Source organism: Amycolatopsis sp. NPDC050768, from assembly GCF_040654155.1.
In the GTDB taxonomy this organism is placed as follows: Bacteria; Actinomycetota; Actinomycetes; order Mycobacteriales; family Pseudonocardiaceae; genus Amycolatopsis.
Genome location: NZ_JBFAHL010000015.1, coordinates 157,240 through 175,838, shown reverse-complemented (window position 1 = coordinate 175,838; position 18,599 = coordinate 157,240). Strand labels below are relative to the sequence as shown.

At 70.3% G+C, this 18,599-nt stretch carries 18 protein-coding genes and 1 tRNA gene; 14 read left to right on the top strand and 5 right to left on the bottom strand.

All coding sequences use genetic code 11. The annotated features are described in order from the left end of the window. Nucleotides 1-20 precede the first annotated feature (20 nt). Nucleotides 21-1,700, bottom strand: coding sequence for a hypothetical protein (locus tag AB0H62_RS36170; RefSeq protein ID WP_360591085.1), 1,680 nt, complete (start codon nucleotides 1,698-1,700; stop codon nucleotides 21-23). A 135-nt stretch (nucleotides 1,701-1,835) separates the two neighbouring features. On the opposite strand from AB0H62_RS36170, the gene AB0H62_RS36165 reads away from it, so the two are divergent. Next, nucleotides 1,836-1,909: transfer RNA gene (locus AB0H62_RS36165), tRNA-Thr, on the top strand. 136 nt (nucleotides 1,910-2,045) lie between these two features. Here AB0H62_RS36165 and AB0H62_RS36160 read toward each other — a convergent pair. Next, on the bottom strand, nucleotides 2,046-2,942 hold the full coding sequence (locus AB0H62_RS36160; RefSeq protein WP_360591083.1) for a hypothetical protein: 897 nt from the start codon (nucleotides 2,940-2,942) through the stop codon (nucleotides 2,046-2,048). A gap of 156 nt (nucleotides 2,943-3,098) precedes the next feature. On the opposite strand from AB0H62_RS36160, the gene AB0H62_RS36155 reads away from it, so the two are divergent. Together AB0H62_RS36155 and AB0H62_RS36150 are read left to right on the top strand one after the other, a co-directional pair. Beyond that, on the top strand, nucleotides 3,099-3,458 hold the full coding sequence (locus AB0H62_RS36155; RefSeq protein WP_220244824.1) for a hypothetical protein: 360 nt from the start codon (nucleotides 3,099-3,101) through the stop codon (nucleotides 3,456-3,458). A 148-nt stretch (nucleotides 3,459-3,606) separates the two neighbouring features. Then, nucleotides 3,607-4,035: a hypothetical protein gene (locus AB0H62_RS36150; RefSeq protein ID WP_220244823.1), complete on the top strand. Its 429-nt coding sequence runs from the start codon at nucleotides 3,607-3,609 to the stop codon at nucleotides 4,033-4,035. Nucleotides 4,036-4,108: 73 nt separating this feature from the next. Here the strand turns inward: AB0H62_RS36150 and AB0H62_RS36145 are convergent, their stop codons facing one another. Further along, entirely contained in the window at nucleotides 4,109-4,567 is a 459-nt protein-coding gene (locus tag AB0H62_RS36145) for a GreA/GreB family elongation factor (protein WP_220244822.1), read from the bottom strand. 122 nt (nucleotides 4,568-4,689) lie between these two features. On the opposite strand from AB0H62_RS36145, the gene AB0H62_RS36140 reads away from it, so the two are divergent. The 5 genes from AB0H62_RS36140 (at nucleotide 4,690) to AB0H62_RS36120 (ending at nucleotide 10,156) form a co-directional block, all read left to right on the top strand. Then, entirely contained in the window at nucleotides 4,690-5,277 is a 588-nt protein-coding gene (locus AB0H62_RS36140; protein WP_360591080.1) for a TetR family transcriptional regulator, read from the top strand. A gap of 19 nt (nucleotides 5,278-5,296) precedes the next feature. Continuing rightward, nucleotides 5,297-5,815: a gamma carbonic anhydrase family protein gene (locus AB0H62_RS36135; RefSeq protein ID WP_220244820.1), complete on the top strand. Its 519-nt coding sequence runs from the start codon at nucleotides 5,297-5,299 to the stop codon at nucleotides 5,813-5,815. Between the two features lie 123 nt (nucleotides 5,816-5,938). Continuing rightward, entirely contained in the window at nucleotides 5,939-7,213 is a 1,275-nt protein-coding gene (gene glyA, locus AB0H62_RS36130) for a serine hydroxymethyltransferase (protein ID WP_360591078.1), read from the top strand. A gap of 858 nt (nucleotides 7,214-8,071) precedes the next feature. Next, nucleotides 8,072-8,398 (top strand): hypothetical protein, encoded by a 327-nt coding sequence (locus AB0H62_RS36125; RefSeq protein WP_220244818.1) that lies wholly within the window; start codon nucleotides 8,072-8,074, stop codon nucleotides 8,396-8,398. A gap of 123 nt (nucleotides 8,399-8,521) precedes the next feature. Continuing rightward, nucleotides 8,522-10,156, top strand: a complete 1,635-nt coding sequence (locus AB0H62_RS36120; RefSeq protein WP_360591075.1) for an MDR family MFS transporter — start codon at nucleotides 8,522-8,524, stop codon at nucleotides 10,154-10,156. Between the two features lie 70 nt (nucleotides 10,157-10,226). Here AB0H62_RS36120 and AB0H62_RS36115 read toward each other — a convergent pair whose 3' ends face one another. Continuing rightward, nucleotides 10,227-10,742, bottom strand: a complete 516-nt coding sequence (locus tag AB0H62_RS36115; protein ID WP_326566764.1) for an inorganic diphosphatase — start codon at nucleotides 10,740-10,742, stop codon at nucleotides 10,227-10,229. Between the two features lie 324 nt (nucleotides 10,743-11,066). Then, nucleotides 11,067-11,585, bottom strand: coding sequence for a hypothetical protein (locus AB0H62_RS36110; protein WP_360591073.1), 519 nt, complete (start codon nucleotides 11,583-11,585; stop codon nucleotides 11,067-11,069). A gap of 180 nt (nucleotides 11,586-11,765) precedes the next feature. Here AB0H62_RS36110 and dacB point away from each other — a divergent pair, with 180 nt between their 5' ends. From dacB to AB0H62_RS36080, 6 genes are all read left to right on the top strand, one after another. Continuing rightward, a complete protein-coding gene (gene dacB / locus AB0H62_RS36105; RefSeq protein ID WP_360591071.1) occupies nucleotides 11,766-13,853 on the top strand; it encodes a D-alanyl-D-alanine carboxypeptidase/D-alanyl-D-alanine-endopeptidase in 2,088 nt (695 codons plus the stop codon). A gap of 91 nt (nucleotides 13,854-13,944) precedes the next feature. Beyond that, a complete protein-coding gene (locus tag AB0H62_RS36100) occupies nucleotides 13,945-14,961 on the top strand; it encodes a zinc-dependent metalloprotease (protein ID WP_360591146.1) in 1,017 nt (338 codons plus the stop codon). After that, the gene (gene tilS, locus AB0H62_RS36095; RefSeq protein WP_220244815.1) at nucleotides 14,958-15,932 is read left to right on the top strand and encodes a tRNA lysidine(34) synthetase TilS; all 975 of its coding nucleotides are present in this window, start codon (nucleotides 14,958-14,960) and stop codon (nucleotides 15,930-15,932) included. Before AB0H62_RS36100 ends, tilS begins: the two co-directional genes overlap by 4 nt. Nucleotides 15,933-15,934: 2 nt before the next feature. Continuing rightward, complete coding sequence (gene hpt, locus AB0H62_RS36090; RefSeq protein WP_220247209.1) at nucleotides 15,935-16,486, top strand: hypoxanthine phosphoribosyltransferase; 552 nt, start codon at nucleotides 15,935-15,937, stop codon at nucleotides 16,484-16,486. Between the two features lie 195 nt (nucleotides 16,487-16,681). Continuing rightward, nucleotides 16,682-17,047 (top strand): hypothetical protein, encoded by a 366-nt coding sequence (locus AB0H62_RS36085; protein WP_220244814.1) that lies wholly within the window; start codon nucleotides 16,682-16,684, stop codon nucleotides 17,045-17,047. 19 nt (nucleotides 17,048-17,066) lie between these two features. Beyond that, nucleotides 17,067-18,470, top strand: coding sequence for a hypothetical protein (locus tag AB0H62_RS36080; RefSeq protein ID WP_360591068.1), 1,404 nt, complete (start codon nucleotides 17,067-17,069; stop codon nucleotides 18,468-18,470). Nucleotides 18,471-18,599 lie beyond the last annotated feature (129 nt).

Sequence of the window (18,599 nt, the reverse complement as noted above, 5' to 3'; positions counted from 1 at the left end):
TTCTCACGAACCCCCGGGGATCAGTCGCGCGGATGTGGTGACGGTTTGCGCGGAGCGTCGTCGGAGTGGAGCTTCACCGGCGCGGCGATCCGGCGGCGGTTGGGGAAAGCCGCGACCATCACGACGCCGAGCAGCAGCATCGCCGTACCCGCCCAGAAGAGTGGCACGGTGTCGTACGCCGTGCCCGTGTACGCGAGGTTCTTGATCGGGCCCTTGGGTGCCGGGCCGCCGGCCGCGGGCGGGGGTGTGGTGGCCGTGCCGCAGACGACGCCGCCGGTGGGGGCGTAGGCGCGGGCGACCTGTTCGCCAAGGGACAGCTGCGCCAGGGACGACGGGAGGTTGTCGCCGGCGCCGGCGGGGAGCAGGGTTTTCAGGTTCTTCGTCGGGAGCACCTGGAGGTCGAACAGCCGCGCCGAGGCGCCGAGCTGGTAGCCCTTGTACGGCGTCGTCGCGACGGAGCCTTTCTGGTCCAGACCGGCGATCGACAGCCGGAGGACGCCGAGGTCGAGGACGGTGCCCGCGGTGTCGCCGACCTGCTGGATGCCCTTCGTCAGCGTGGACACGAGTCCGCCGACCACGGGGATCGAGTTGAGCTGCCCGAATTTGTCGCTCAGGCCCGCGAGCGGCAGGCCGATCGGGATGTCCTTGGTCGGGTGCGCCGCGTCGAGCGTGTACAGGGTCTTGCCGCCGGCCTCGATGGTCAGTACGGGCGCGGTGTAGTCGACCTTCGAGGTCTTCTCGTCGCCGGTCGAGGTGACCGTGAGCGTCGGCTGGCTGGCGACCTTGATCGACAGCTCCAGCGGCGCGCCCTTGAGGATGTCGATGTCGGCGGCCTGCAGCGTCGAGGTCGACTGCACCGCCTTGTTCTTCGACCCCGGGATGTCCACGAGCTTCACCTGCGAACGCGACGACAGCGTGTTTGGCAGGCTCAGCAGCGAACCGGTGCCGTTGGCCGCGGTCTGGCCGCCGCCCGACAGGAGGCCGCCGAGGCTCTGCAGGCCCTTGGCCGGGTCGAAGCCCTGCGCGAGCTGCGTGCCCTGCGGCAGGTTCAGTCCACCCTGGCCCAGCAACGGGATCTGCGGCAGCGACGGGATCACGTTCAGCAGCGAAAGGCTCGCCACCGACGTGCTCGCGTCGGCGATCGTGCCCACGCACGGGCCCAGCGAGTCACTCCAGCGGGCGTGCGCGGTGCCGTTCAGCACGCCGATGTTCAGCAGCGGGTTCGACGGCGCGTTGAGCCCGCCGGACAGCGGGTGCGGGTTGTCCGGCAGCGCGGTCTGCACCACGGAGCCCGGCGTCTGCGGTGCCTGGCCCCCCACAGCCACCCCGAACGGTGACGCCTGCGCGATCGACTTCTCGTACGCCAGGTACGCCTCGGAGTTCGCTGACGCGCTCGACAGGCCCATCCCGGCCTCCAGCGCAGACTGCTTCGGCAGCGTCTGCCCGAAGCCGGGCAGGATCGTCGACGTCGGCACGGAGTTCGGCAGCAGGCGCAGCACGCCCAGCGCCGTGCCCGCGTCGCCCACCGCGTGGCCGAGCGGCTGCGGCCCGATCGGCGCGGACGCCGGGGGCTGCGACGGGTTCGCCGGCTGCGGGATCGGCGTCGTCGGGATCTCCTGGGCGCTCGCCGGCGCGGCGATGAGCAGCAGCAACGCCGCTGCCGCGGGCAGGGCCACCGTGCGGGGCAGTCTTCGCCGCATGTGCCGAGTCCTCCGGGTAGGCCGATCGGGGAGTGAGACCGAGGTCATAGGACCCTAACGACGCGGCCCCCGCAAGGTGACGCCCACGGCCTCCGCTACACTTGTTCCCGTCGGACGGCGCTAGCCACCCGGCATGCCGCCTTAGCTCAGTCGGCCAGAGCGATTCACTCGTAATGAATAGGTCAGGGGTTCGATTCCCCTAGGCGGCTCCGCAGGTCAGGGCCCATCCGAGACACCTCGGATGGGCCCTGATTTTTGTAATGAGTGTCTAAGACGCCTTGTCTTGTTGATCGCCAAGTTCACCCGTCAAGGGGACACCTGATCTCTCGTGACGGCGCCGCACTCTCAGCTGTGCGGACCTGCTCCGGCGCCCCGTTCGGCGAGTAGCTCCAGCCCGCCGGGGCCGAGCCGCAGCACCGACGGGACCAGCTCCGTGGTCTCGTACGGCGAACCGAGCACCTGCTCCCGGATGGTGTCCGCCAAGCCGCTTCCCTCCCTGGCGACGAACATCTCGTCCGGGCAGGTCAGGCCGACGAGCAGGTCGCCCGCACCGAGGTGCCGGGACAGCTGGGCGTGCAGGTCGGGCAGGGCGAGCGCGGAGGCCGCCATCAGGTTGTCCCTGGCGACCGACACCAGCACCTCCTTGCCCGAACGGCGGACCTCGAACTTCAGGCCGCGGGCCAGGGCGCCGTACGCGATGTCGAACAGCTTCTCGAGCGGCGGTGCGCCCATCTCCTCGTGCTGGTGCCGGGTGACGTGCCGCATCCCGATCTTGCCCTGCGGGGTCCGCGCCACCACCGCGAGCGCGACCGACAGCCGGCCGGGCACCAACGGCTGGTGCGGCAGTGTGTCGAGCAACCCGGCGCGAGGCGAGGACGCACTCCACAACACCGGCAACAGTTCCTCGGCGTTCTCCTGCTGCCGTGCTTCGTGCGTTTCAGCCATCACGGACCGTGCTTCGGCGAACGCTCGCTCCCAGTCATCGGGAGCGGGCCGGGCGAAACTGTAGGTGCACTCGGCCTTCCGGAACTGCTTGGCCATGAACTTCTGATCGGCCGCGGAGGGCTGCCATTCGCTGTACACCGCCGAAACCGCGGACGCGCGCACCTTGTGCTGCTGCCGAACGCTCGCCCAGGCCTGCTCGACGGCGTCGTCGGCCTTCGTGGGCGCGTCGGCCAGCACCGGCTCGGCGAAGCCTTTGATCCGGAAGACGACGAGGTTCCGGGACACATCGTCGTTCACCGGATCTCCTGGAAGGCAAAGGTTCTCGGCATCCGGCTTGTCTAGCACGTCGACGCGCGAATGGGGCGTAAAGCCGCAAAATGAAGCTGATCAAGCCCGGTAAGCCCCGCGCGGATCGCTCGAGCGGTTCTCAGTGCACGATTCCGAAGGCCCGACATGGCGATCAGGCGGGCTACGGCCACGGTGCTGTCCCTCATCCGCATCTTCAACGGCGCCCCCGGTTTGGTCGCGCCGGAGGAGATGGCGAAGCAGCTGGGCAGCGCGATGGACGACGACAAGACGTTCGTCTACCCGGCGCGGATGTTCGACATCCGGACGCTGGTCCTCGGGTTCAACCTGCTGCTGGTACGCGGCGGGCCGCGGCGCAGTGCGTTGCTCAAGCAGGCCGTGCTGATCCACGGCGTCGACACACTGGCTGCCTTCTGGTGGTCCGTCGAGCCGGCCGTGTCCAGTGGTGTCGCCGGTGCCGGTGGACCTCACTATCCACAGTGGAGACTGGTGGGGGACGCCCCATGAAACGGCCCGACGAGAGCCGTTGCATGACTTCCGCTCGCGGAGCGCGACGTGGATCACGCGCCGGGGCCGCCTGACTCGGCCATCCGGCCTGTGGCTTCGGACCGGAAAGCCGATGCCGGTCCTCCGGGGCCCGGATTGACTCGGTGGCATGAACGAAATCGGGAAAACCGCGATCTGGTTCGCGGCGATCGCGGCGGCACTGGCGACCGTCACCGCGTGTGCGCCGGACGGGCCGGAGCACGTCAAGAACGTCTCGTACGACACCGGCGCCATCGGCAAGGCCGACACCGACGCGCGCCTGCCGTCCTGGATCCCCGACGACGCGACGGCCGTCACGGAGGTCATCCGCACCACCGGGTCCGAACGGATCCTGCGCTACACCCCGGGTGCCTCGGGCTTGCCCGCGACGTGCGTCAAGGGTCCCGCGGCGGCGACCCGCGCGACCCTGTCGGCCGACTGGTGGCCCGCCGGCCAGGAGCACCGCACCGACCGCGTCTGCGACACCGACTGGCACGTCATCGCCGACCAGGGCCTGATCTACGCCTACAAACCGGAGACGCTCGATCAGCGTCGCTGAGAGCCGCATAAAAAGACGGATCGGGCTGCCGAGGCGTGATGCCCGGCAGCCCGATCCGTGGTGTCCGAAGTGGTCAGTCCTCCGGCGGGGTCAGCTCGATCACCGTGGCGGAGGCTTCGCCGCGCGGGGTGCGGTAGGTGATCTTGTCGCCGGCCTTGGCGCCGACCAGGGCGAGACCCAGCGGGCTGTCCGAAGTCAGCGAGTCGACGTCCTCGCCTGGGATGGTGACGACGTTGAGCACTTCCTCGTCACCGTCGGCGAAGCGCAGCGAGACGCGCGTGCCGTCGGGGAGCAGATTGCTGTTGTAGGCGCCGTGTTCGAGCTTGGCGGCGACGTCGGAGATCTGGCGCTCCAGCCGCGCGGCGGCCTCGGCCCGGTCGATCACGTCGGCCTGGTCGGCCGCGTCCCCTGTGCGTTCCTGCTCGCCGAGCTGCGGTGCGAGCGCCGCTCGTTGTGCGCGCAGATCGGCTATTTCCTTCTCCAGCTGGCGGCGCGCCGCCTCGCTGAGCCCCTTGTCCCCTGAGATCACCATGCCGGGCATTGTCCGCTGTGCGGACCGGGGTGGCCAATCCGCTTTTTCACCCGAGAGGGCACGATGGGACGTCTGCCCTAGGATTCGGGCCTGTCGTCCTGAATAACGTAACGAGGATCACCGTGACCGCCGTACCCGGCCGCAGCGCGCAGCTGTCGCCCAACCAGCTGCAGAAGCAGGAGCAGATCGTCGAGGCCGCACGAGTCGTGCTCGCCAGAGACGGGCTCGCCGGGTGCACAGTACGCGCGATCGCCGACGCGGGCCCGCTCACGAAGAGCGCGATCCACTACTACTTCGCGGATATCGACGTGCTCATCGACCGCGCGATGGCCGCCCACATCACCACGTTCGCCACGGACCTGCGCGCCGTCGGGGAGAAGTTCGCCGAACCGCGCGAGCGCCTGTTCGAGGTGACCAAGGCGTACCTGGCGGAGTTCGCGGAGCGGCCCAACGGGGCGTTCCTGTGGTTCGAGTACTGGATCGCGGCCGGGCGCGCGCAGCACCCGCAGGCGATCGACGCGATGCTGACGTCGATCACCGAGCTGTTCGCGGAGCTGCTGGCGCCGCTCGACGTCGACGACCCGCGGGCGCGCGCCCGCGCGCTGCTGAGCTACCTGCTCGGCGCCGTGGTGCAGCAGCGGGTGCGGCCGCGGCCGGTCGAGAGCCTGCGCGGCGACGTCGAGGCGCTCTGCTTCGCCGGTTATCGCTGACGCCGCTTAGGGTGCTGGCATGCCTCTGTTCTCCTTCGAGGGCGCCAGCCCGCAGGTCCACCCGGACGCCTGGATCGCCCCCACCGCCACCCTGATCGGCGACGTGACCGTCGAGAAGGACGCATCGGTTTGGTACGGCGCCGTGATCCGCGCCGACTTCGGGCCGATCGTGATCCGCGAGGGTGCGAACGTGCAGGACAACTCGGTGATCCACTGCGGCGGCACGCTGACGGAGATCGGGAAGAACGTGACCGTCGGGCACCAGTGCCTGGTCCACGACTGCACGATCGGCGAACAGGCGCTGATCGGCAACGGGTCGACGGTGCTCGACAGGTCCGTGATCGGAGCGCGGTCGCTGATCGCCGCGGGCTCGACGGTGACGCCCGGCACGGAGGTGCCCGAAGAAGTGATCGCGATGGGCAGCCCGGCCAAGAAGTTCGTGCCGCTCACCGACTCGGCGCGGATGTGGGTGGAGCACAACGCCGGGATCTACCAGGACCTCGCGCGACGGCACCGGGAGGGCTCCAAGCCCGTCTGACGTGCACTAAACTCCGGCACACAGCTGCGACTGGCGCCATCAGAGGTGGAGCACCACCGGGAAGCGACGACGAGGCCGGCACCGCGCGCCTGGGTGCCCGGCCGGTTTAGAGCCGGAGACGTGATGACACATCAGCCCGCCCTTTCCACGCTCGCCGCCGCCGACCCGCAGATCGCCGGGCTCGTCGAGGACGAAGCGAAGCGCCAGCACGACAAGATCCGCCTGATCGCGTCGGAGAACTACGTCTCGCGCGCGGTGCTCGAGGCCACCGGCACCGTGCTCACCAACAAGTACTCCGAGGGCTACGCCGGCAAGCGCTACTACGAGGGCCAGCAGTTCATCGACCCCATCGAGAACCTGGCGATCGAGCGCGCGAAGGCCGTGTTCGGCGTGGACCACGCCAACGTGCAGCCGTACTCCGGCTCCCCTGCCAACCTTGCCGTGTACCTGGCCTTCGCCCAGCCCGGCGACACCGTGCTCGGCATGGCCCTGCCCGACGGTGGCCACCTGACTCACGGCTGGTCCGTGTCCGCGACGGGCAAGTGGTTCAACCCGGTCCGCTACGGCGTGCGCAAGGAAACCGGCCGCGTCGACTTCGACCAGGTGCGCGACCTGGCTCTGGAGCACCGGCCGAAGCTGATTTTCTGTGGTGGCACGGCCATTCCGCGGACGATCGACTTCCCGCGCTTCGCGGAAATCGCGCGCGAGGTCGACGCCGTCCTGGTGGCCGACATCGCCCACATCGCCGGCCTCATCGCGGGCGGGGCGCACCCGTCGCCGGTGGGCCACGCCGGTGTTATTACGACCACCACGCACAAAACTCTGCGCGGCCCGCGTGGTGCGATGATCATGTCGGACGCTGCTCACGCCAAGGCGATCGACAAGGCCGTGTTCCCCGGTCTGCAGGGCGGGCCCCACAACCACACGACGGCGGCCATCGCCGTTGCGCTGGGGGAGGCGCAGCAGCCTTCGTTCGTTACTTATGCGCAGACGATCGTGGCGAACGCCGCTGCGTTGGCTTCGGCCTTGCTCGACCGCGGCTACGACCTCGTTTCCGGCGGCACGGACAACCACCTGCTGCTGATCGACCTGACGAACAAGAACGTGGCCGGCAAGCCTGCCGCTCAGGCCCTGGACCGCGCCGGGATCGAGCTGAACTACAACACGGTGCCGTTCGACCCGCGCAAGCCGTTCGACCCGTCGGGCATCCGGCTGGGCACCTCGGCCATCACGACGCGGGGGTTGCTGCCGGAGCACCAGGTGCAGGTGGCGGAGTGGATCGACCGCACGGTGGTCGCGGCAGCTGCTTCTTCTTCTCCGGAGGCGGAGTTGGACCGGATCGCTGCTGAGATCCGGGAGTTTCTGACGCCGTTCCCGATTCCGGGTTACGTCGCCTGACGCTGCTTTCGCTGAGCGAATGGTCCCCTCGCGCAATGGTGGTTGGTGCGGGGGGACCTTTTGCGCTGTTGGTTCGGTGCGAGGGGTCCTCTGGTGCCGTGCCGGTGGTGCGATGGGACCTTTCGCGCTGCGTACTAGGTGCGAGAGTGCCTTTCGCGCTGCGGACGTGGCGTGGGTGGATCGTTGGTGCGGGTGTCGGCGTGGCGGGGGGACCGTTTGCGCCAAGCCTTCCGCGCGAGGGGACCTTTGGGCTGTGCCGCCGGTGCGAGTGGGCCTTTCGTGCGGAGCCGACGTCACGAGAGAACCGCTCTTGGTGTGGGCCTGGTGCGAGTGGGCCTCTCGCGCGAGGGCTAGGCGTGGAGGGAGGGGATCCTTCGCACCGCGCGCTTGGCGCGAGAGGGCCTTCCACACTCCACGCTTGCGCGAGGGGACCCTTCGCGCAGGGAGTGATTGGCAAGGAGGGCTGGTGGTTCGGTGTCGGCGGTGTGAGTGGGACCTTCGCGATGCCAGCGGTTGCGCGATAGGTCCCTTCGCGGCGCCAACATGGCGCGAACGGTGCTTTCGTGCGGGTTCTCCTGCCTGAGCGGGCCGGTCGCGCCGGTGCATGAGAGGACTGGCTCGTGTCGGGGCGCGTGGGCGCAGGGGTCCACTCGTGCTGAGGTACCGGTGCGAGGGGACCGTTGGTGGCGTGTTGGTGGGGCGGGTTGACCGGTCGCGCTGAGCGGGCGGGGTGAGGGGACCGTTCGTTCTGTGTCGGCGTCGCGAGGGGACCTTTCGCGTGGCGAACGGACCAGCCGGCGCCCGAGAGCGGAGCCGTCGCGATCGGGGCGTTGGCCGGCTGCGCGCGATGATGAGCCGATGCCGCCTCTGTTGCTGCCGACCGAGCTCGTCGTGCGGTACTGCGCCGTCGACCGGGAGCTGGTCGGGTCCGCGTTGGTCGACACCCCGCGCCGCCTGGACGAGTTGACCGGGGATATCGCGCGGCGGGGGATTCCGACGCCGCTCAGGCTGGGGTTCAACGAGGAGCTCGGAGTCCTCGACGGCAACCACCGCATCGCCGTGGCGCTGCGGCTTGGGCTTGCCGAGGTGCCCGCGGCGCTGAGGAGCGAGCCCCGAAGCCCCCGGCCGGGCCACGCGAGGCCCATGCGTGAAGCCGACTTCGCCCAGCTCGAGGCCCACCTCTAACTCCCTGCGACCAGCGTCACACCTTATTTACTTGCCTCATGCAAGCTTCCCGGGAACAGTTGCACCCTGAAAGTAGTTGATGGATACAAGCAACTTCTCGACCGGACTTGAGGGAGTACCAAGATGACCGCCACCATCACCGCGGAAGGGGGCACCGGCAAGCTGTCGCACCGGCAGATCCTCACCGTGCTGTCCGGGCTGATGCTCGGCATGTTCCTGGCCGCGCTGGACCAGACCATCGTGTCGTCGGCGATGAAGACGATCGCGGACGAGCTGCACGGCCAGAGCCTGCAGGCGTGGGCCACCACGGCCTACCTGATCACCGCGACGCTCTCGACGCCGCTCTACGGCAAGCTGTCCGACCTGTTCGGGCGCAAACCCATGTACCTCACGGCGATCTCGATGTTCCTCGCCGGCTCGCTGGCCAGCGGGTTCGCGAGCTCGATGTACGAGCTGGCCGCGTTCCGCGCGTTCCAGGGTCTCGGCGCCGGTGGGCTGATGTCGCTGGCGCTGGCGATCATCACGGACATCACGGCGCCGCGCGAGCGCAGCAAGTACCAGGGCTACTTCATGGCCGTGTTCGGGATCTCGAGCGTGGCGGGACCGGTCGTCGGCGGGTTCTTCGCGGGGCTGGACTCCTTCGCGGGGGTCACGGGCTGGCGCTGGGTCTTCCTGGTCAACGTCCCGATCGCCCTGGCCGCGCTGGTCGTGGTGAGCAAGGTGCTGAACCTCCCGCACACCCGCGTGCAACAGCGCGTGGACTTCCTCGGCGCCGGCGCGCTGACGCTGGGCCTGGTACCGCTGCTGGTCGTCGCCGAGCAGGGGCGCGAGTGGGGCTGGGGTTCGCCCGCGTCGCTCGGCATGTACGCGATCGGGCTCGTCGGGGTCGTCCTGTTCATCCTGCAGGAACGCAGGATGGGCGACGCGGCTCTGCTGCCGTTGCGGCTGTTCCGCCGGCCGGTGTTCCGGGTGGCCACGCTCGTCACGGTGATCCAGGGCGCGGGCATGTTCGGCGCGATGATGTCGCTGCCGCTGTACCTGCAGATCGTGAAGGGTGCGACGCCGACGCAGGCGGGCCTGCAGATGCTGCCGCTCACCCTCGGGATCATGGTCGCGAGCCTCGGCTCCGGCGCGGTGATCTCGCGGACCGGCCGCTACAAGGTCTTCGCTGTGGCCGGTCTGGGGCTGATGGCGGCGGCGCTGTTCGGGCTGTCGACGATCGGCGCGGCCACGCCGCTGGGCGTCGTGATGGCGATCGCGTTCGTGATCGGCCTGGGCCTGGGCGCCTCGATGCAGACGCTGCAGCTCGCCGCGACCAACGACGTCGCCCCGCAGGACATCGGCGTCGCGACCTCGTCGGCCACGTTCTTCCGCCAGATCGGCGGCACGGCGGGGACCGCGGTGTTCCTCTCGATCCTGTTCGGCACGGTCGGTGACCGGATCGCGGCGGCGGTGCGCTCGGCGATGGCGACCCCGTCGTACGTCGCGGCGCTCGCCCAGCACCCGGAGTTCGCCCAGCAGATGGCGAACGGCGGCGTCGACGTAAACGACACCTCGTTCCTCGCCCACCTCGACCCGGTGCTGGCCCGCCCGATCCTCGACGGGTTCGCCGGCTCGATGAGCACGGTGTTCCTGGTCGGCGGGATCGTGCTGACGGTCGGGTTCGCCCTGGTCTGGCTGCTCAAGGAGAAGCCGCTTTCGGACAAGTCGGCGATGGAGCAGCGCTCGGAGCAGGAAGCGCTCGCGCTGGCGCACTGAAATAGATCAACGAAAGGGCCGTTCACCCCAGCTCGGGGTGAACGGCCCTTTCGCGCGTTCTCGGTCGCTCTCAGTGAGCGGGACCGTCGACCTCTTCCTTCGCCAGCCGGTCCTGCTCCCGCTGGTACGACCGCGAAATCTCGGCCTCGGCCTCCGCGCGGCCCACCCACGACGAACCCTCGACGCTCTTACCCGGCTCGAGGTCCTTGTAGACCTCGAAGAAGTGCTGGATCTCGAGCTTGTGGAACTCGTTGAGGTGGTGGATGTCGCGCAGGTGCTCAAGGCGCGGGTCGTTGGTCGGGATGGCCAGCACCTTGTCGTCCGGACCCTTTTCGTCGGTCATGCGGAACATGCCGATGGCGCGGCAGCGGATCAAGCAGCCCGGGAACGTCGGCTCCTGCACCAGCACGAGCACGTCGAGCGGGTCGCCGTCCTGGCCGAGCGTGTCGTCGATGAAGCCGTAGTCCGCCGGGTACTGCGTCGCCGTGAACAAGGTCCGGTCCAGCTTGATGCGACCGGTCTTGTGGTCGACCTCGTACTTGTTGCGCTCCCCCTTGGGGATTTCGATCGTGACGTCGAACTCCACGGCCGTCCTCGCTGCTTCTCGAATCTCGGTATCCCACACGTCGTGGGCGGCAACCGTAATCACCTCATTGACGTCACTAGTGTGGACTACGCGCTGCCGCCGGGTCCCGTGGATGTCGGCTAGGCAGCATGTGACCTTGGCCCCTTCCGGGCAGGTGAGAAGGAGTGGTGGGTGTCGGACAACGACCAGCCGATGTGGCCCGATGGTGACGAGGACACGTCGTCGCGCGGCGGTGGGGCGACCGCGCGCTTTCCCATCCCCAAGCCCGGCCAGACCGTCACGGACCAGCTCGCCGTGCCGAACGTCACACCTCCCGCCGGTTCTTCACCCGGCGCCGGCGGGCGTCCGCCGGGGTCGTGGTTCAAGCCGAACGTGGCTCCTGAACTGATTCCGGGACTGAACACTCCGGTCGAGCCGCGCCCGGCTGGTGACCGAGGTGGACAGCCGGGGCAGCAGCCGCCGCAGGGACAGCAGCCGCAGTCGGGGCCGCAGGGACAGTCGGGTCAGCCGAGTCAGGCGGGGCAGCAGAGCCAGCCGGGGCAGTCCGGGCAGATGCGGCAGCCGGGACAGCCGCGGCAGGACCTCGCCGACCGGCTCGGGCCGCGGCCAGGTGAGCAGCCGCGAGTCCGGCAGCCCCAGAACCAGCAGTCTCAGAACCAGCAGGCACCGGGGCAGCAGTCGCAGGGCGAGAGGAGCCAGTCCCAGCCGGGGCAGGGCCTGTTCGGTCAGCAGAGTCAGGGCGGCCAGCTCCAGCAGGGCCGGCAGACGCAGCAGGGGCCGGGTCAGCAGCAGTCCGGCCACGCGCCGTGGGGCCAGCAGCAAGGTCAGGGTCAGGGTCAGCAAGGCCAACAGCAAGGCCCGTGGTCGCAAGGGCTGCAGCTGGATCGCTCGGAGGGCCAGCGGCCGCAGACACAGAGCCAGCAGGGCAAAGAGCAGTCCTCGTCGGAACGGTCGCAGGAGACGCCGTCCGATCAGGCCACTCAGCAGCTTCGGGTGCCGCCGCCCGGCGTGCCCTGGGTGCCGGTGGAGCGACCCGCGCGCCCGGGCGACGGTGATCAGAGCCGCAGTGACGAGACCCGCGGCGACGAGAACCGTGGCGACCAGAACCGTGGCGACCAGAACCGTGGCGACCAGAACCGTGGTGACCAGAACCGGAGCGAAGAGCCGCGCCGCGTCGGGTCGATGTTCGAGTCCGTGGCCGCGGAGCCGCCGGAGGAAGAGGCGAGCGAAGACAGCGGCGCCGCCAACAGCGAGAGCGGCACCGAGTACATCGACGTGTCCAAATGGGACGTCTTCCGCAACGAGCAGAAGCGCGAAGAACCCCAGCGCCAAGAACCCCAGCGCCAAGAATCCCAGCGCCAGAACACCGAGTCCCCACGCGAAGAACGTTGGGACGTCTTCCACACCGCCCAGGGCGGCAACGAACCCGAAGGCCCCCGGGACGCACCCCAGTGGGACAGCCTCCAGAACCAGGGCCCCTGGTCCCAGGACAAGCCCGACAACCCCCGCGGCCTCCCCGAGCCGCCGCGCGGCGCGGTCCCCCCGGCGTCGGGGACGCAGGCCCGCCCGGTGCGCATCGAACCGTCGGGTGAGCAGTTCCCGGCGGAGGCGACCGTCGGCATCGAGCGCCCCGCCGAAGGCTTCGCCGGCGGCTACGACGACCAGGAGCCGCCCCACAGCGAGCCGCAGCGGGACACCCCGCCGAAAGAGCCGAAAGCCAAGAAGGGCAAGAAGAAGTTCGTCGTCCTCGGCGTCGTCGTGGTGCTGGTGCTCGCGGCGGCCGGGGTCGCGTCCGCGATGCCGCAGGTGTCCAACAAGCTCGGCCTGCCGTGGGCGCCCAACGCGCCGAAGGGCGACAGCCCCGACCCCGCGTCCGTGACCCTCGCGCTGCACGGCCCTGACACCTCGGGCCAGGGCCCGTCGGCGAACGGCGTCGCTTCCGCCCTGGCCGGACCCTCTGGAGCGTCGGCGCTCTCGCAGCTCAGCGGCAGCGTGATCGACCCCGCCAACGGCTCCGTCCTGTGGGACCACAGCTCGACCACTCCGCTGACGCCGGCGTCGACCACGAAGATCCTCACGGTGTCGGCCGCGTTGCTGTCGATGGACCCGACGAAGCGGATCGTCACCAAGGTCGTGCAGGGCTCGTCGCCCGGCACGGTGATCATCGTCGGCGGTGGCGACCCGTCGCTCACGGCGCTGCCCATCGGCACCGACTCGCCGCTCTACCCCGGCGCGGCCCACGTGGACGACCTCGTCGCCCAGATCAAGAAGGCCGACCCGAGCGTCCAGAAGGTGCAGGTCGACGTCAGCGCCTACTCGGGCCCCACCACCGCCCCGGGCTGGGAGCCCGGCGACGCGCCGTCGACCTACGGCGCGCCGATCGTGCCCGCGATGGCCGACGGCGGCCGCCTCAACCCGTCGGTCGACGAGACGCCGCGCTCGGGCAACCCGGCGACCACGCTCACCCAGCTCGTCGCCGACAAGCTCGGCGCGCAGGCCGCCGGCACCGCGAAGGCGCCTGCCGATGCGAAGGTCGTCGCGCAGGTGCAGTCGGCGCCGTTGCCGGACCTGGCGTACGCGCTCCTGCAGATCTCCGACAACGTCCTCGCCGACGCTCTCGGCCGCCAGGTCGCCATCACCGCTGGCGCCGAGGCGTCGTTCTCCGGCGCGGCCGCGTCGGTGAAGAAGGTGCTGGCCGACCACGGGTTCGACGTCACGGGCCTGCAGCTGTCCGACACGAGCGGCCTGTCCAATCAGAACAAGGTACCCGCGCGGCTGCTCGCGCAGGTGCTCGCCGAGGCCGCGGCACCGGACGGCAAGAACCCGGACACCCCGAAGCTGCGCCCGTTGCTCGCGGGCCTGCCCGTGGCCGGCAGCCCCGCCGGCACGCTCGCCACCCGCTACGCGACGCCGAACTCGGCCGCGGGCAAGGGCTGGGTCCGGGCGAAGACGGGCACGCTCACCGGCGTCAACACCCTCGCCGGCTACGTGCTCGACAGCGACAACCGCGTGCTCGCGTTCGCGTTCATGTCCAACGGCTCGGAGAAGAACCCGGGCCAGGCCGCGCTCGACGTGCTGGCCACCACCCTGCGGAAGTGTGGCTGCAACTAGGCGAATCGGTGCCGGATTCAGTCGGGCAAAGTGCCCTTGTGCAGGTAGCGTCGGACAGGTGAGCCAGGAAACCGAGACCCCACGGCGGCCGATGGTCGACTGGGACCTCGCGGCGTCCACCGGAGCGCGGTTGGTGCGCGGTGGTCCGCAGGTGCCCAAGGAAGAGGCCGCGCGCGCGGTCACCGACCTGCGTGACCTCACGGCCGAGGCCGAGGGCCACGTGCGGGAGCTGACGGGCCTGGGCAAGGACCTGCCACTGCTGCCGGGCACGGTCGTCGACCGGCCCGGCTGGGTGCGTTCCGCCGCGTCGGGGCTCGAAGCGCTCACAGGCCGCGCGCTGCCCGAAGCGCAGGGCGGCCCGCTCGGCCCGATCCTGGCGTCGGGCGCGGGCGTGCAGACGGGGCTGGTGCTGTCGTTCCTCGCTTCGCGCGTGCTCGGCCAGTACGACCCCTTCGGCGGCCCCGAGCGCGAAGGGCAGCTGCTGCTCGTCGCGCCCAACGTCGTCGCCGCAGAGCGCGCGATGAAGGTGCACGCGCCCGACTTCCGGCTGTGGGTGTGCCTGCACGAGTGCACGCACCGGCTGCAGTTCACGGCCGTGCGGTGGCTGCGCGACTACTTCGCCGACGAGGTCGAACGCCTCGTCACCGGCATCGCGGGCCATTCCGCCGACGGCCTTTCGGACCTCGTCGGGCGCCTGCCCGAGGCGCTCAAGCAGCGGGGCAAGGGCGTCGGCATCGCGGAACTGCTGCAGTCGCCCGCGGAACGCGCGATCTTCGATCGGCTGCTGGCCCTGTCGACCCTGCTCGAAGGCCACGCCGACTACGTGATGGACGCCGTCGGCCCGCAGGTCGTGCCCAGCGTCGAGGTGATCCGCTCGCGTTTCAGCGCCCGTCGCCAGGGCGGCGGTGTCTTCGACCGCATGCTGCGCGCGTTGCTCGGGCTCGACGCGAAGATCCGCCAGTACGAAGAAGGCGCGAAGTTCACGAAGCACGTGGTGAACGCCGTCGGCATGGAGGGGTTCAACGCGGTCTGGCGCTCGCCGAACACGCTGCCGACCCGGGCCGAGATCAGCGATCCGGCGGCCTGGGTGCGGCGCCTGCACGGGTGAGCGCGCTCGCGGCGGTCCGCCGGGCCGTGCGGGAGTTCCTCGCGACGCACGCGCCGCCGCCGGAGGTATGCGTCGCCGTCTCGGGCGGGGCGGATTCCCTTGCCCTGGCGGAAGCCACGGCGTACGTCGCGCGCCACCGGAAGCTGCGCACGCGCGCGCTGATCGTCGATCACGGGCTTCAGGACGGCTCCGCGGAAGTCGCCGCGCGAGCCGCCGCGGCCGTGAAGGAGCTCGGCGTGGACGAGGCGGAAATCCTTACCGTGCACGTCACGGGCAAGGGCGGTCCCGAAGCCGCCGCGCGCACCGCGAGGTACCGCGCGCTGCGCGCAGCGCTGCCCGGCGGCGAAGAAGGACTCGTGCTCCTCGGCCACACCCTCGACGACCAAGCCGAAACGGTGCTGCTCGGCCTCGGCCGTGGCTCCGGACCGCGGTCGCTGGCCGGCATGCGCCCGCTCGACCCGCCGTGGGGCCGGCCGCTGCTGGGCGTCACGCGCGAGCAGACCCGCGGTGCCTGCGCCGAGCTCGGCCTCGAACCCTGGCAGGACCCGCACAACGCCGATCCGCGCTTCACCCGCGTCCGCCTGCGCGCGGAAGTGCTGCCGCTGCTGGAAGAGGTGCTCGCCGGCGGCGTCGCGGCGGCATTGGCCCGAACGGCCGCACAGCTGCGTGACGACACCGAGGCGTTGGACACAGTGGCGGACAGGATTCTCACCCGCGCGGGAGGGCCCGAAGGGCTGGACGTGACGGTGCTCGAGGGCGAGCCCGCGGCACTGCGCAGACGGGTTCTCCGCAGGTGGCTGCTGGGCTCGGGCGTGCGGGAACTGACCGACGCGCACCTGCGCTCGGTCGACGCGCTCGTGGCCCGCTGGCGCGGGCAGGGCGGCGTCTGGCTGCCGGGCAACTTGGAGGCGCGCCGGTGCCGTGGCAGGCTCTCGCTGTCCGGACTCGAACCCACCACCCGAGGGGAATGACCGTGTACGAGGGCGAGATCGCCTCCGTGCTCATCACCGAGCAGCAGATCAAGGACAAGATCGCGGAGCTGGCGGCCAAGATCGCCGCGGACTACCCCGAAAACGGCCAGGGTGATCTCCTCCTGGTGGGCGTGCTCAAGGGTGCCGTGATGTTCATGACCGACTTCGCCCGCGCTCTGCCGGTGCCGACGCAGCTGGAGTTCATGGCCGTGTCGTCCTACGGCTCCTCGACCTCGTCGTCGGGTGTGGTGCGCATCCTCAAGGACCTCGACCGCGACATCGCGGGCCGCGACGTGCTGATCGTCGAGGACATCGTCGACTCCGGCCTCACGCTCTCGTGGCTGCTGAAGAACCTCGCGAGCCGCAACCCCGCGTCGCTCGAGGTCGTCTCGCTGCTGCGCAAGCCCGAGGCCGTGAAGGTCGACGTGCCGGTGAAGTACATCGGCTTCGACATCCCCAACGAGTTCGTCGTCGGTTACGGCCTCGACTACGCCGAGCGCTACCGCGACCTGCCCTACATCGGCACACTGGACCCGCACGTCTACACGTCCTGAAGCCCGGCGGTGAACCTCGCGGGGCTTTCGGACGTGTCAGAGGTGGTAACGCGCCGGCGGTGTTGCGGCGATCACACACGGCGGGGAACCTGGGGTTCGCCGATCGCGTCATAGGTGCAGACCTGGTGCGTTAACCTATGCGAAGACCTATGCCAAGCGAGCGGGGAGCTCGCGCGGGGGAACGGAGAGAGGGCAATGGGCAACAGCAGCTTGGCCGATGCCAACGCGTTCAAGAGCGCCGCTGTCAACGGCCAGGTCGGCATCGACCCGGACGCCGCACAGACCGCGCTCAACAAGATCCGCACGGGCAAGGACGCGGTCGAAGCCCTGCTCAACAGCGCGGGCTCGCTGGCGCAGCCGCCGAAGCTCGGCGCCAACCCCGTCGGCCAGGCGATGGCCGAGAAGTTCGTCCAGCGCGCCGACGGCGGTGGCGACTCCTACTCCTCGGCCCTGCAGAACCTGCTGAGCCAGTACGAGGCGGCGGAGCAGGGCATCCTCACGGCGATGGCGCGCTACCACGAGTTCGACCAGTCCGCGGCCGACCCGTTCCGCAAGGCCTGACGAGGGGGATCACGAAGTCATGGCTGGAAACCAAGACAGCAGCTACGGCCAGCAGCCGCCGGCGCAGAACGTGCCCGCCAGCGGGTCCGCGGTGCAACTCGGCGACAACTCGGTCTCGCAGAACATCGTCGACTCCGCGCGCGGTCGCGCCGGCGGGTTCGAGATGGGCGGCGACCGCGCGATCGCCAACCCGCCCAACTGGAACGCGCAGGAGAGCCACCAGCTCTACAACGGCGCGATCACCGACAACGACCCGGGCACGGCCGAGGCCACCGGGCAGCACTGGACCAAGCACGGCACCGAGCTGAAGACGGCGTCCGACGACCTGTTCAACGCGGTTGCCGAGCTCGGCAACGCGTGGGTCGGCGACGGTGCCGCGGGTGCGCAGGGCGCGCTCGTGTCCATCGCCAACTCGGGCACGCAGGCCTCCGACGCCGCACACACGATGGCCGACCGCCTCGCGAAGCAGGCCGCGGCCGCCGCCGAAGTCAAGAAGATGCCGGCGCCGCTCGACTACGACCCGAAGCAGGCCATGTCCGCGGCGCTGGCCGGCGGTCCCGCCGCGCTGGCCGCCGACCAGAAGGCCCAGGCCGACGCCGCCAACGACGTCAAGGCCCAGCAGGTCGCGTTCTTCAACGCCTACACGCAGTCGATGAAAGAGGTCGACAACACGACCCCGAGCTTCGGCCCTGACTCGCTCGGCATGAAGCCCACGCCCTCGCACTTCAACGGCAACGACTTCGGCAACGTCGGCACGATCGCGGCGCCGGTCGGCGCCGGTACCCTCGGTGCCGGCAGCTACGCCGTCGGCGGTGGCACGGGCTACACGGGCCACTCCGGCAGCGGCGCGGCCGCAGGGGCGTCCGGTGCGGGTGGCCCTCTGGTCACCGGCAACTCGGGCACCTACGGCACGTCCGGCTTCGACGGCGGCATGGCCGCGTCGGCGGGAGCCGGCGCGGGTGCCGCGCCCGCTCCGGCCCCGGCTCCTGCCACACCGGCCGTGTCCGCCGGTGGCGGTGGCGGTGGCGGTGCCGCTTCGGCACTCGGCCTGAGCGCGCTGGGCGGCGGTGCCGGCTTCGCGGGCGGCAAGCTCGGGCAGGGCTCGCGCAGTGGCGCGCGCAAGAACGAGGAGAGCACGTCGGCGGCCGCCGAGCACCAGAGTGCCCAGGGCGCCGCGCCCGCGCAGCAGCAGGGCGTGGTCTCGGCCGGCGGCACGATCGGTGGCCAGAACCCGCCGGGCATGAACCCCATGGGTGGCGGCATGGGCGGCGGCATGGGTGCCCACGGCGGCCAGGGCCAGGAGGACCAGGAGCACACCCACGCGTCCTTCCTCATCGAGCCGGACCCGGACGACGCCTTCGGCGCCAACGAGGCCACGCCTCCGCCGGTGATCGGTGCCTGGTCGGACGACGACGACAACTGACGCACTTCCCGCGGGCGCGTGGCCTTTCCGGCCGCGCGCCCGCGTTTGTCTCGAACACGGCTGTTTGGAACACGGCGCAGCACCACCGAAAATGTCTTGAACACAACGTCCTGAACACAAGGTGTGACA

What these genes read in the sequence shown, in the direction of transcription:
- AB0H62_RS36100 (WP_360591146.1), top strand. Translation starts at nt 13,945, where the DNA reads ATGGTCGACTGGGACCTCGCGGCGTCCACCGGAGCGCGGTTGGTGCGC.
- AB0H62_RS36080 (WP_360591068.1), top strand. Translation starts at nt 17,067, where the DNA reads ATGGCTGGAAACCAAGACAGCAGCTACGGCCAGCAGCCGCCGGCGCAG.
- AB0H62_RS36120 (WP_360591075.1), top strand. Translation starts at nt 8,522, where the DNA reads ATGACCGCCACCATCACCGCGGAAGGGGGCACCGGCAAGCTGTCGCAC.
- AB0H62_RS36085 (WP_220244814.1), top strand. Translation starts at nt 16,682, where the DNA reads ATGGGCAACAGCAGCTTGGCCGATGCCAACGCGTTCAAGAGCGCCGCT.
- AB0H62_RS36150 (WP_220244823.1), top strand. Translation starts at nt 3,607, where the DNA reads ATGAACGAAATCGGGAAAACCGCGATCTGGTTCGCGGCGATCGCGGCG.
- AB0H62_RS36145 (WP_220244822.1), bottom strand. Translation starts at nt 4,567, where the DNA reads ATGGTGATCTCAGGGGACAAGGGGCTCAGCGAGGCGGCGCGCCGCCAG.
- glyA (WP_360591078.1), top strand. Translation starts at nt 5,939, where the DNA reads ATGACACATCAGCCCGCCCTTTCCACGCTCGCCGCCGCCGACCCGCAG.
- AB0H62_RS36170 (WP_360591085.1), bottom strand. Translation starts at nt 1,700, where the DNA reads ATGCGGCGAAGACTGCCCCGCACGGTGGCCCTGCCCGCGGCAGCGGCG.
- AB0H62_RS36155 (WP_220244824.1), top strand. Translation starts at nt 3,099, where the DNA reads ATGGCGATCAGGCGGGCTACGGCCACGGTGCTGTCCCTCATCCGCATC.
- AB0H62_RS36135 (WP_220244820.1), top strand. Translation starts at nt 5,297, where the DNA reads ATGCCTCTGTTCTCCTTCGAGGGCGCCAGCCCGCAGGTCCACCCGGAC.
- AB0H62_RS36125 (WP_220244818.1), top strand. Translation starts at nt 8,072, where the DNA reads ATGCCGCCTCTGTTGCTGCCGACCGAGCTCGTCGTGCGGTACTGCGCC.